Source organism: Dolichospermum circinale AWQC310F (assembly GCF_000426925.1).
GTDB lineage: Bacteria > Cyanobacteriota > Cyanobacteriia > Cyanobacteriales > Nostocaceae > Dolichospermum > Dolichospermum circinale.
The window spans coordinates 33,796-46,109 of the sequence record NZ_KE384716.1; the positions used below are offsets into that span (position 1 = coordinate 33,796).

Annotated in this window: 11 protein-coding genes; 6 read left to right on the plus strand and 5 right to left on the minus strand. The window is 38.5% G+C overall.

All coding sequences use genetic code 11. The annotated features are described in order from the left end of the window. Positions 1 to 84 precede the first annotated feature (84 nt). Together ACIR310F_RS0119845 and ACIR310F_RS0119850 are read left to right on the plus strand one after the other, a co-directional pair. Entirely contained in the window at positions 85 to 849 is a 765-nt protein-coding gene (locus ACIR310F_RS0119845; protein ID WP_028085333.1) for an ABC transporter ATP-binding protein, read from the plus strand. Positions 850 to 1,027: 178 nt separating this feature from the next. Then, positions 1,028 to 1,957: an SMP-30/gluconolactonase/LRE family protein gene (locus ACIR310F_RS0119850; RefSeq protein WP_196803256.1), complete on the plus strand. Its 930-nt coding sequence runs from the start codon at positions 1,028 to 1,030 to the stop codon at positions 1,955 to 1,957. Between the two features lie 59 nt (positions 1,958 to 2,016). On the opposite strand, the gene ACIR310F_RS23285 is transcribed toward ACIR310F_RS0119850, so the two are convergent. Beyond that, a complete protein-coding gene (locus ACIR310F_RS23285) occupies positions 2,017 to 3,225 on the minus strand; it encodes a DUF362 domain-containing protein (protein ID WP_051289771.1) in 1,209 nt (402 codons plus the stop codon). Positions 3,226 to 3,653: 428 nt separating this feature from the next. Between ACIR310F_RS23285 and ACIR310F_RS23875 the strand changes: the two genes are divergently transcribed. From ACIR310F_RS23875 to ACIR310F_RS0119870, 3 genes are all read left to right on the plus strand, one after another. Continuing rightward, positions 3,654 to 4,448, plus strand: coding sequence for a carbohydrate-binding family 9-like protein (locus ACIR310F_RS23875; RefSeq protein ID WP_028085335.1), 795 nt, complete (start codon positions 3,654 to 3,656; stop codon positions 4,446 to 4,448). Positions 4,449 to 4,536: 88 nt separating this feature from the next. Next, positions 4,537 to 5,976 carry a GTP-binding protein gene (locus ACIR310F_RS0119865; RefSeq protein ID WP_028085336.1) on the plus strand — a complete coding sequence of 480 codons (1,440 nt, stop codon included), beginning with the start codon at positions 4,537 to 4,539 and terminating at the stop codon, positions 5,974 to 5,976. Between the two features lie 94 nt (positions 5,977 to 6,070). Continuing rightward, positions 6,071 to 6,733, plus strand: coding sequence for a methyltransferase type 11 (locus ACIR310F_RS0119870; RefSeq protein WP_028085337.1), 663 nt, complete (start codon positions 6,071 to 6,073; stop codon positions 6,731 to 6,733). Between the two features lie 67 nt (positions 6,734 to 6,800). Here the strand turns inward: ACIR310F_RS0119870 and ACIR310F_RS0119875 are convergent, their stop codons facing one another. Next, on the minus strand, positions 6,801 to 8,240 hold the full coding sequence (locus ACIR310F_RS0119875) for an LCP family protein (protein ID WP_028085338.1): 1,440 nt from the start codon (positions 8,238 to 8,240) through the stop codon (positions 6,801 to 6,803). A 237-nt stretch (positions 8,241 to 8,477) separates the two neighbouring features. Beyond that, positions 8,478 to 8,840, minus strand: a complete 363-nt coding sequence (locus tag ACIR310F_RS0119880; protein ID WP_155963930.1) for a hypothetical protein — start codon at positions 8,838 to 8,840, stop codon at positions 8,478 to 8,480. 109 nt (positions 8,841 to 8,949) lie between these two features. Between ACIR310F_RS0119880 and ACIR310F_RS23295 the strand changes: the two genes are divergently transcribed. Further along, positions 8,950 to 10,044, plus strand: a complete 1,095-nt coding sequence (locus ACIR310F_RS23295; RefSeq protein WP_231387625.1) for an AI-2E family transporter — start codon at positions 8,950 to 8,952, stop codon at positions 10,042 to 10,044. A 132-nt stretch (positions 10,045 to 10,176) separates the two neighbouring features. On the opposite strand, the gene ACIR310F_RS25895 is transcribed toward ACIR310F_RS23295, so the two are convergent. After that, positions 10,177 to 10,323, minus strand: coding sequence for a hypothetical protein (locus ACIR310F_RS25895; RefSeq protein WP_155963932.1), 147 nt, complete (start codon positions 10,321 to 10,323; stop codon positions 10,177 to 10,179). Positions 10,324 to 10,466: 143 nt separating this feature from the next. Next, positions 10,467 to 12,314: ABC transporter substrate-binding protein (locus tag ACIR310F_RS23880; RefSeq protein WP_196803257.1), on the minus strand; the 1,848-nt coding region annotated here is incomplete at its 5' end.

Consider the following 12,314-nt stretch of genomic DNA (forward strand, 5'->3'; position numbering starts at 1 on the left):
CTCACTCAAGCTCAACTTGCTGTAAAATTCACACAAACAGCAATCTCTATGCTACAATGACAGTCTACATGAGGATAAATCTTTATGGCTAATACTCTGACTTTTAATAATACGAATGTTCCCCAAGCTGCACCAGAATCAGCAATTATTTGTTTAGAGGATATTTTTAAAGTTTATGGAATTGGAGATATAGAAGTTAAAGCACTTAATCAAGTGAATTTGGTGATAGAAAAAGGTGAATATTGTTCGATAATGGGTCCTTCTGGTTCGGGGAAATCCACAGCCATGAATATTATCGGTTGTTTAGATCGTCCTAGTCAGGGAAGTTATTATTTAGATAATTTGAATGTCGCGCAAATGAGTGATACAGAATTGGCGCATATTCGTAATAAAAAATTAGGGTTTGTCTTTCAACAATTCCATTTATTAAACCAATTAACAGCCTTAGAAAATGTCATGTTACCAATGGTATATGCTGGTGTTAAACCTGGGGAAAGAAAAGAACGAGCCACAGAAGCATTAATCAAGGTCGGTTTAGAAAAACGCCTCAATAATAAACCTACCCAATTATCAGGAGGACAACAACAAAGAGTAGCGATCGCTCGCGCCATTGTCAACCGTCCCGTTGTTCTCCTGGCTGACGAACCCACCGGCGCACTTGATTCTCATACAACTCAAGAAGTATTAGATTTATTTAGTGAACTTAATAGCAGTGGGATTACTGTTGTTATCGTCACCCATGAATCAGAAGTTGCGCGCCAAACTAAGCGCATTGTTTGGTTTCGTGATGGTGAAGTTGTTCATTCTCATCTTACTCCCAATGAATTACATCAGGTTGTTATATCTTAAATTTTGGTATTGTTGAATTGAGGTATGAAATTCTAGAATTGAACCTTTTTTTAAAACTCTTACCTTTGCCTAAGACTAAAATTCATCTCCTTAATCAACAATAACGTTTCACCTTCTACCATTTTTTTGTACCTGAATTATATTTTGGATAGGTCTAAAATGATAAGGAAGGTTCTAATTGCGGTTAAATATTGCCAGATGGAAAGTTATCCCTGGGATTATGGGAACGATTTGGTTATGTTTCCTATCCAGTTCCCTAGCGATCAGGCCTTACCAAAGTCGCGCCTTCACTCAGGAGGGAACATTTACCGCTCAGATTGAGGGGGCTGCTGTTGATAAAAATGGAAATTTATATGCTGTGAGCTTTGGACAAAAGGAAACGATTGGTCGAGTTACTCCAGATGGGGTTAGCAGCTTATTTGTTAATATGCCCAAGGGTAGTACCGCTAATGGTATTCGGTTTAACCGTCGAGATGAGATGTTTGTCGCTGACTATACAGGACACAAGGTGCTGAAAATCACTCCAGAGGCCAAAATCAGTGTGTTTGCTGATGAACCCAAAATGAATCAACCAAATGATTTGGCTATTATGGACAATGATATTCTCTTTGCCAGTGATCCCAATTGGAAAGAGGGTACGGGTCAGTTGTGGCGTATCAATAAAGATGGTAAAACTGAACTCTTGGAAAAAAATATGGGAACGACCAACGGCATTGAAGTGTCACCAGATCAAACCAGACTTTACGTTAATGAAACTAAGCAACTTAGAGTTTGGGTGTATGATTTAAATTCAAAAGGTGAAGTAAGTCACAAAAGACTACTACATCAATTTTCCGATGGTGGTTTGGATGGAATGCGTAGCGATATCATGGGAAACCTGTATATCACCCGCTGGGGCAAAGGAGAAGTTGTGAAAATGTCTCCCGAAGGAAAAATCCTCAAAACTATCCCACTCATTGGTCAAAAACCAACCAACCTTGACTTTGGAGGCCAGGATGGACGCACTTGCTTTGTGACTATAGCCGATAAAGGCAATATAGAGACCTTTCAAGTCGAACATCCGGGCAGGTCTTGGAAAATGCGGCATCGCGCTAAAAATGCTAATTGAAAAAATCCTTGATTCGTAGGTTGGGTTAAGGTAGGTTCACATTTCTGGTGAAAGTGGATTCAGGCCAGTCTAATCTTGACGTGGTTGATTTTTTCAATATCTGCAACCCCTAAACCCAGTGCCGCAGCAATCATTATATGCTGCGGCTGGCGCATATCAAATCCTTCTTCCTCCGAGGTTGTTCCTCCCGTAATACCTGTTTGCTTGGCTGGAGATTGGACTCCCATTCTCCCGGTTTTGTCCACAGGAGGTAGATTCATTGCAGCACGCTTGGCATCAATGATTTGCCACTCAATGCGATCCATGGCTACTGGATCTGTAGCAAAGAGCAGGGAGCGATAAGGCCAAGTATAGGGCGAATCCTTTTTACCAAAAGGACCCTTGTGATACACTCCTACCAATCCATCCATAATGTTAAGCACAGTCTTTTCTCGAATGGGCTGGAGGGAACAGATAGTAGGAATGAAAATATTACAGGCGTTAGTTTCCGGTTTGGCATGACTGCGGGCGACATTATTAACTAGTCCATGAGAGAGGTTCTTCAAAGCACCAGTGATACCAGCGGAACCATGATCTTTGAGTACAGGAATATTAATTAATTTGTTAATTTGCTTGGAGACTATATTACAAAGATGCGATCGCCGGGTACGATCATCTTTGGGGTCGTGAAGTTTGGGATCAATAAGTTCCATATAGGCGTAAACTTCTGGATCGTATCCCTTAATATCAAGTTGAACATCGTCATACTTTTCTACTGCACCTCCACCCCGCACACCATCAGGGAGATGTTTTTGGTAGCCAGCTTTAGCCCACATATCGCCATAGCGATCAAAAATAATTATATCTTGCGGTTTAACACCAGCAGACTTCAATCCATCAACGACTTCATAAATTAAGACATGATTAGAGATAGCCAGGGGTGCGCCCACTGGGTTCACCTTAATTCCTACTACATCCCCACGCTCAAACATGGAACGCCAGGAACTGACATTATCTGCTGCACCTGTTAACTCCATCATGCCACGGGCAACCATCTGGCGAACTGGTTCACGACGAAATTCACCATTAACTACAGATTCAATATGCCCGACTTCCACAACCCGTCCGGGGAAGGAACCTGGGATACCTAATCGTGAAACTACTGGTGTAGCTGTTGCCAGAGAAAATTTGTGGAATATTCCCATCACACTACCCGCCCCTACTGAGAGTGTTCCTAATAAAAGCTGACGGCGGTTAATGTTTAATAAGTTATCAGAAAAGTTACTCATACTTTAAAAACCAGATATCTGATTGGGGTGAAACTAGCGAAGATTAGCAATAAAGGGTTTCTACCTTGAAAAACGTAGTTTTTTGAAATTACAACATTGACCTGACTCAGATACACCATTAGCGGGCAAGATGCCCGCACCACAAGAGTTTTATCATTAATATCTGTACCTCATAACACCGGAAATTGATCTTGTTGTTAAAGTTCACAAACTCAGTCCAAAACCTAACTATTGACGCACTCATTCACAAAAATCACGAAAAATTGGGTTTGAGATTGTCAAATAATCAGGCTTGATTCTTACACAATTAGCAAGAGATTACTATCTATCCAAAGGTAGTTGCCAACAGTTGGAAATGACGGGATTTTATTTGTTAGTACAGACTATGGTTAATTTCTACGGTGTTTAAGTCCCCAGCCCTAATTACTATGAAACAATTGAAAAATTTTCAATACAAAAAAATACTCAATGCTGCTCTTTTATCCCTATTAGTTATATTATTTATACTTTTTTCATCCCTGACAGCATTTGCACGTAGCCAACCGTTTTATACTATTTTTCACACAAGTACACCAATAATCATTGATGGCAAATTAGATGAGCCAGGATGGACAGCAGCGCCGGATGCAGGTAAATTCAAATTTCCCTGGTGGAATTCGGGGAAGCAAGAACAAACAGTCAGTAAATTGCTGTGGGATAATGATAATTTATATGTATCTTTTATTGTTGAAGATGCACATATTTGGGCAGAACAAACTCAGCGTGATAGTGCAGTTTATGAGGACGATTGTGTAGAAGTGTTTACAGCACCGAATGTAGATAAACCCCAAGTCTATTTTAATATTGAAATGAACGTGCGGGGGGCATTTCTAGATCAATTTCATCCTCAAGGTCCAGTACGGCCATTCACCTCCGCATGGAATGGTGAAGGCATAAAAATTGCTACCTCAATTGTCGGGACGCTAAATGACGACAGTGATACAGATAAATATTGGATTTTAGAAGCGGCGATTCCCTTCAGCAATTTTGCTAAGGTAGCTAAGAATACACCAGCCAAATCAGGAGAAATTTGGCATCTCAACCTGAACCGCTTAGGTGGTAAAACAAATCCACAGCACAGCCAATGGTCTCCCAGCCAAACTCCAGACCCCCAATTTCATGTTCCCGAAGATTTTGGCCGTGTGGTATTTTTAAGAATGGAGAGTCCATTTTGGCAAAGATAAAATAAATTTTGGCAAAATAGGTAAAGATTGTAGAGCCGAGAATCCCTACCCATTGAACGTCTATGACCAATATTTTGTGTTCCTCAAAATGAATACTATACCCGAATCTATACCCAACTGGGAAGAAGAACTAGACAGTGCCATTTTTACCTTTGACGATATTCAAGCAGAACTTAATTACAAACAGGCCAAAACCGCATTACGAAACTTAGTGAATAATCTGGATCTTTCTCCTGGGGAAAAATTAGGTTTAGAAGCTGAAATTCACGATTTGGAAACTATGCTAGATAAATTAGAAAGCATGGTAGTCCAAATTGCTGCTTTTGGTATGGTAGGACGTGGTAAATCTTCTCTTCTTAATGCTTTAGTGGGAGAAGAGGTTTTTGTTACTGGTCCTTTACATGGTGTAACTCGTGATGCTCAAATGGTAAATTGGAGTATTAGTGAAGAAGTTTTGGGAACTTTGAAAGCTACATTACCTAGCAACGGCCAATCTCAAGTGGAATTAATTGATACTCCAGGATTAGATGAAGTAGACGGTGAAACTCGCGCCGCTTTGGCTGAACAAATTGCTAAACAAGCTGATTTAATTCTGTTTGTGATTGCAGGAGATATGACTAAAATTGAACAACTAGCTTTATCTCAATTACGAGAAGTAGGTAAACCGATAATCTTGGTCTTTAATAAAGTTGATCAATATCCTGAAACTGACAGAATTACAATTTACGAAAAAATTCGAGATGATAGGGTACGAGAATTACTTTCACCAGCAGAAATTGTCATGGCTTCCGCTGCTCCATTGGTAAGAATTGCAGTACAAAATTCCGATGGTACTAGAAGTGTAAGATTACAAAAAGGTAAGTCGCAAGTTGAAGAACTAAAATTAAAAATTTTGGAAGTTCTCCACCGTGAAGGTAAGGCTTTAGTGGCTTTAAATACTATGCTTTATGCTGATCATGTCAATGAGCAATTGGTACAGCGTAAACTGATCATTAGGGAAGAAAATGCTAATCAGTTAATTTGGAAAGCAGTAATTACTAAGGCATTGGCGATCGCCCTCAATCCTGTTACAGTAGTTGATATATTAAGTGCTGTTATTATAGATATTTCGTTAATTTTAGGTTTATCTAAACTTTATGGTATCCCTATGACAGAAAATGGTGCTGTTAAATTATTGCAAAAAATCGCTGTGAGTATGGGTGGTATTGGTGCTAGTGAACTATTCGCAAATCTTGGTTTAAGTGGTTTAAAAACTTTGTTAGGAATCTCAACAACAGCAACCGCAGGAATGACAATTGGACCCTATTTATCCATAGCTATGACTCAAGCCGGAGTAGCTGGTGTCTCTTCTTATGGTATCGGACAAGTTACTAAAGCTTATTTAGCAAATGGTGCAAATTGGGGACCAGATGGACCAAAAGCAGTAGTTAAGCAAATTCTCTCAACTTTAAATGAAACTTCGATTTTAAACCGCATTAAAGATGAATTATTGACGAAAGTTAAACTGAGAAAAAAAATCTCAAATTAGAGGATGTTTTAAAAGTTCCCTTCCCGTCAGGGATACGCTACTATACAAACTGATTTTCGTTTAAGATAATTAAATTACATGATATTAAATCATTATGTTCAGAGAAGAAGCTAAGTGGTTAGCAAATATTATCTATTCTCTCAATCCTAACAGTGTATTCCCCATGCTAAATATTGGTAGTTCTAACAAAAAATTTAGAGAACAAGAACAACCCTGGATTGATGAGTTATTATTCAAACCCGCCAGAACAAAAGGCTATTCAGTAATTCATGCAGACATAAAAAATGATATAGGTGTTGATCTCGTCGGAGACTTATGCAGCCTTGATTTTTTCAAGCAACTTTCAGAAATGAATATTCAATCTGTTATCTGTTCTAACCTATTGGAACACATCAATAACAGAGAAGAAATAAGTAAAATTATTGGCTCTATTGTCCCTAAAAATGGCTATCTTTTCGTGACAGTTCCCTATAAATATCCTTATCACTGCGATCCTATTGATACAATGTTTAGACCAAATATCCAGGAATTAAGTAGCCTGTTTCCCGATTTCAAAATTGTCAATGGGGAAATTCTCCCAGGAGGTTATTTAGTGCAATCAACTACTACTACGCCCATATTGTATATACTAGCGATATTGATTAGACTTATGTTACCCATTTACCAACCATTGCGTTGGTTTGATTCTCTAAAATATGCTTTATGGCTATTCAAAGATATTTCTGTTAGCTGTGTTGTGTTGGAAAAAGTTAATTAGGGTTTGCTGATAGCTTGTGTGGTGTCTCTCGTTCCCACTCTGGAGACTGGGAACGAGATAAATGTGATTAAGGATGAGGGGAATTTTGGAAAATGGCTTGGTTTTGAAACCAATCCTTACCCACCTGGATACTAATATCTGAGCCAATATTACCAGTGCTTTCTACGCGCACTTCCCCAAATCCCAAGAGACTACGTAATGATTCTGCACTATTTCCATCTCCTTGTTGGGCGACAATGTGAGTTACTTCTAAGGGTTCTCCCCAGGGTTTAGAGATAAAAATATTGGTATATCCGGCTTTTTCCAATGTTCTAATTAGGGGACGCAACTGTGAGCGATTCCTGCGGAGCGCTTCGCTATCGCTACCTGTACTGTCTTGAATAGCTATACGCAAACGACTAGGATCACTGGACTGTAGTTCTGTTTTTGCTTCTGAATCAAAGTGCTGAGATACTAGTTTACCAATAGCTCGTCTATCTGGTACCCAGTAGCTGGCATCAAACTCACGATTTTCACTGAAGCGCCCAGGTAACATTAACATTTGCATATTTGAGCGACTGGTTTTTGAGCCAAAACCTATCAGTGCTATTAATTCTTCAACGGATAAGTTGGTATCAATATTTTCTTTAACAACATTAAGAATGTCCAGTAATCGAGTAATAGTTGTCGGGTTTAAAGACTGTTCAATTAAAGCCCGTAACACCATTTGCTGACGTTGAATCCGACCAATATCCCCCAATTCATCATGACGATAACGTAATAATTGTAACGCCTGTTCACCGTTAAGATGTTGTTGACCTGCCTTTAAATTAATATATAAATGCTGGGAATCATCTCGATATTTCATATCTTTGGGGACATAAACATTGACCCCTCCCAAAGCTTCAATTAACTTACTAACTCCTAAAACATTAATGCGTACATAGCGATCTACCCCGATTCCGCCCAAGAGATTACTAACTGTTTTCGCTGTTAAAGCCGGACCTCCCTCCATATTAGCAGCATTAATTTTTTTAATGCCGTAGCCTTCAATTTCTGTGCGGGTATCTCTAGGAACAGAAAGCATGACTATTTTGTTTGTCTCTGGATCAAATTTGATCAACAGCATGACATCAGCAAGACCGTCAAAAGAATTAATTTGGGGTAAATAACCGAGACTTTTGCTATCAACGGGAGGGTTTTGCACATCTGGGGGTAGCACACTCATACCCATGAGGAGGATATTCACAGGACGGGTTAATTGAGAAAATTGTAACCCATTCCCGGAGATGCGATCGCCATCAAATACCGCTTCTTCCTGGGGACTTAGTTGAGCTTGTTGCAAAGGTGTACTTTCCGAAGAAACCGCCAACAGCGCTCCTGCCAGTCCTGATAATATAGCAATTCCTCCCATACCCACCGTAAACCATAGCCAACGTCCCGATTTTGATGGGCGAGGATTTTTTTTTCCCCTATATTTAGCTTTTGCGGCTCTTTGTTGTGCGGCTGATGTTTTTTGACTAGTCACAGACTTCCTCTCACCTACGATTTTGAATAACGTAAATTTGCCGACTCAATACATCTAAAACAAATCAAACTATGATAGCCAATTTTTGATTAAGTTTGCTATGGAGAAGGTCTAAATACAATAATCTACAACCAACTGCATTGCCATTAAAAATTTCAGTTCAATAGACATCTCCGACCAAGAATGTAGAGATATTCCGTAGGGATTCTCTCCTTGACAATTTTTACCTTCATATCTCTAATACTTACGCCATGCTTTCTCGGACAAATTACTAAATCCTGGTAAACGCGTAGATTTGCCTTGAATGACCCTAAAAATCAACCAAAGGCTGACTAAAAAATAACCAGAAGTCAAGAAACTATTGAGGATTAACAACCGCAGTGTCAAAAAATCCGCAGCTGCTCCAGTAGTTAACAATAAATAACTTAATATCCATATCAAAGCCAAAGTGATAGATAGACGGCTCACAGTCAGTTGTTCTCGACTACCCTGACGGGTATACAGAGTCCACAGAGACGGAAAAAAGCCGATGATAGGAATCAAAGAGAAAATTAATTGTGTTTTCAGAGCATCTGTATCTTTTACTGTCAGGTTATCCATAGTGGTTGATGTGATCATAAACTAAAGATGGTGAATAAAACTCATCAAGTTAGAGATAATATTCTGTAAAGAAGAAATCCCTTGAGTTCTATAGTGTAATTATCTAAAAATGCAAACACGAAAGCTACTTACTTGGTGGCAAACACTGACACCACTGGCAAGATTTTTAGCAATTGCCCTACTTGCACCCCTATTAGTTCTCAATGGTTGGGCTATTGCTACAATTTTCGATTATTTTCACTCCCTGATCGTTATTTTAGTCGGAGCTTCGGTACTAGCCTTTCTCCTCAACTACCCCGTAAGTTGGATGGAAAACCACGGAGCTAAAAGAGAACAAGTGGCTATCTTAGTTTTTTTATCAGCATTATCCATTTTATTAGCTCTAGGTGTCACCCTGTTTCCTCTGGCGTTGACCCAAGCGCAACAACTAGTAGCCCGTCTACCAGAATTAATTGACTCAGGACGTTCTCAATTAATGATACTCAATGATAAAGCAGAAAGCGCAGGTTTGCCAATTAATTTAGATGCTTTAGCCACACAAATTAATGATCGCGTTAAGGGACAATTACAGTCTATAGCTGGACAGGTCTTAAATCTAGCTGTAGTAACCGTTACCAGTTTACTAGATTTCCTGTTGACAATGGTATTAACCTTTTATTTATTACAACACGGGGGCGAACTGTGGGAAAGTTTAGTACAATGGCTACCTTCTAAATTTCGTGATCCTTTTTCCAATACAGTTCGTTTAAGCTTTCAAAATTTTTTTATTACCCAATTAATCTTATCCACCTGTATGGCTTCTGCTCTCATTTCCGCCTTTTTGTGGTTGAAAGTCCCTTTTGGGTTATTATTTGGATTGACGATTGGACTTATGGCGCTTATCCCCTTTGGTGGTTCTGTGGGTATCGCCCTGACAACTTCTTTAGTCTCACTTCAAGATGTGAGTATGGGGATAAGAGTATTAATAGCATCAGTAATTGTACAGCAAATCCTGGAAAATCTGATCGCACCCCGGATTTTAGGTAGTTTTACTGGTTTAAATCCCGTTTGGATTTTAATTTCTGTCTTGACTGGAGCGAGAATTGGCGGACTTTTGGGGGTAATTTTAGCGGTTCCCTGTGCTGTGGTCATTAAAAGCATTATCAGCGCCATTCGTCCCCCGGTTCTGAATCTTGATCCAGAAAAATCTTTTACTAGTCCGTAATAGCTACACCCATAACACCAGCAAAATTTGCGAAAATAGTAGGTTAACTTATTTTATCGCGGTTGCTGATCAAAGCTACGAATAGGGGTCATGCAAAGACGCAAAGGCGTAAAGAATCAAGGTGATAAGGGTTCAATTTCCTATGTTGGCGGAGGTGTAACTAAATACATTTAATAACATCTCACCAGCGGACACTAAAACATACCTTCTTCCTAAACTTACGCCATAGCGTCGTTGTAAAAAATTGCTTTTGATAGGATTGATTTTCTTATGGTTCATGTTTTACCTCTATTGTGCTTTGATTTTTACATCTTTGTCTAGTCAGATGTTGATAATGTACTATTTGTTCACTATCTCATGTCCAATTTGATCAATCCTCAACGGTTACAATTTTGGTAACGACTATCTATTTTACCCAAGTCCTATGGAATAATCATGGTAAATTTCCCGTCCTTAACCTCTACAAGTACAGATTGTCCTTGACGCTCTCTTTCTTTGGTAAACTGGAGTGGATAACCTGATGTTTGATTATTGTTAAGCTCAACCTTTTGTAATCTTTCTAATACGTTATTTCGGGTATTATCTTGGGTATTATCTTTTGATAAAGCTTGAATAAAAGCCTGGGTTGCATCAAAACTGGTTGCAGTCCGCCAACTAATAGCTCCGCCCCATTTTTTTCCAGATTTTTCAGCAAAATCTTTTGCTTGTGAAGTTTCTCTAAACCAAGGAACTGATAAAATCATTCCCTCTACAGCCTTTCTACCTTTGATTAAGGTATCATTGCTATAAAGAGTGTGTCCACCTAATAAACTTAAAGAATTATCATCATTCGCTTTAGCAATCTCAATTGTAGCATTAGTGTGTTCTGTATCTGGAAACAAGATAGCAGCTTCCGCTTTAAATTTCTTGACACTGATACTAACTTCTTCTCTTGGATCAAATTCTTTGTCACTTAAATCAATTGTATGAACTACCTTACCTCCAATTTTTTCAAATTCATTTGTAAATGCCTCTGTGATACTCTGGCTATAGGGGCTGTTAGGATTATTAAAAATCACGACTTTTTTAAACCCTAGACGATTAGTATATTGAGCTAACTTTTCTCCAGCAATTTCATCAGAATCAACTACTCTAAAGAAAACTGAGCTTTTTAATAAATTACTAGTAGCAGTAGAGGAAATAATCGCTAAACCAGCTTTTTCATATTCTGGTATTACAGCTTTAGTAACATCGCTAGAATTATGTCCAATTACTCCTAATATAGAATCATCTTTGACTATTTCCTGGACTACTTGTTTTGCTTCCTCTGGGTTATTACTATCATTAGCAATGGCAACTTTTAATAATAAACCGTTTGAGCCTTGATTATTATTAAATTGGTCTTGTGCTTGAGCTACACCACGTAATATTTCTTGAGCATTATCATTATTAGTTTTGCTTCCTATAGGTACAACCACTGCTAAACTCACGGAAGAACTATTTTGACTAGCGCGAGCGTTATTGTAGTAAATTAATACTTCTGGGTCGTAGGGATTTGCTTTGACAGCTTGTTGAAAGAAATTAACTGCTTCTTGATAATTACCATTTTTAAAGGCTGCAATACCCTGGTCACGAAAGCGATTATTAATATTAGAAAATAATGTTTTATCACCTCGACTAATTGTATTATTATCTGGTGCATAATCTGGTGTGGGAGAAGAAGAAATTTTTAATTCCCTTTTTGAATCTAGTAGAGAGAAATTAGTATAACTAGCAACAAAAATACTAGCCGCAATTGTCATGGTAGTTGCAACTGCTGTTAAAATCATTAATGGGCGTTTTGTAGAAATATTTGCAGAAATATCAGTATGACTATTGCTATGATTTGTTATAATGTTGCTTGTGTAATTATTCTCAACTATCTCTGGTAGTTGGATCATCTCTTTCTGATTAGGAATTTTTTTTTCCTCAAATTCACGGAATTGACCGATTTGATCTTGCAGAGGATAACGTTTTATAATCCAGCGACGCACCAATTCTACTTTTATTTTTTCTCCGGTTGCATCTAAAAAACCATTGTCTAACAGTTGTTTTCGGGCTTGATTAATCAGTTGATTTTTTGCGTCAATTCCCTGAATTTCTAGTAATTTTAAGTAGTTTTTTCCAGTTTCTTGAGCTTGTGCAATTGCGGAAAAAACGACTTGTTCGGGAATAGAAAAAGCACACCAAAACCAGGATAAACCAGCTTCACCGATTTCAATTGCTGTATCTACAATTTTTTCTACGTCTGC

Excerpts from the sequence above, each read along its gene's own strand:
- ACIR310F_RS0119845 (WP_028085333.1), top strand. The coding sequence starts at position 85 with ATGGCTAATACTCTGACTTTTAATAATACGAATGTTCCCCAAGCTGCA.
- ACIR310F_RS23285 (WP_051289771.1), bottom strand. The coding sequence starts at position 3,225 with ATGAGTAACTTTTCTGATAACTTATTAAACATTAACCGCCGTCAGCTT.
- ACIR310F_RS23875 (WP_028085335.1), top strand. The coding sequence starts at position 3,654 with ATGAAACAATTGAAAAATTTTCAATACAAAAAAATACTCAATGCTGCT.
- ACIR310F_RS0119865 (WP_028085336.1), top strand. The coding sequence starts at position 4,537 with ATGAATACTATACCCGAATCTATACCCAACTGGGAAGAAGAACTAGAC.
- ACIR310F_RS0119870 (WP_028085337.1), top strand. The coding sequence starts at position 6,071 with ATGTTCAGAGAAGAAGCTAAGTGGTTAGCAAATATTATCTATTCTCTC.
- ACIR310F_RS0119880 (WP_155963930.1), bottom strand. The coding sequence starts at position 8,840 with ATGGATAACCTGACAGTAAAAGATACAGATGCTCTGAAAACACAATTA.
- ACIR310F_RS23295 (WP_231387625.1), top strand. The coding sequence starts at position 8,950 with ATGCAAACACGAAAGCTACTTACTTGGTGGCAAACACTGACACCACTG.
- ACIR310F_RS25895 (WP_155963932.1), bottom strand. The coding sequence starts at position 10,323 with ATGAACCATAAGAAAATCAATCCTATCAAAAGCAATTTTTTACAACGA.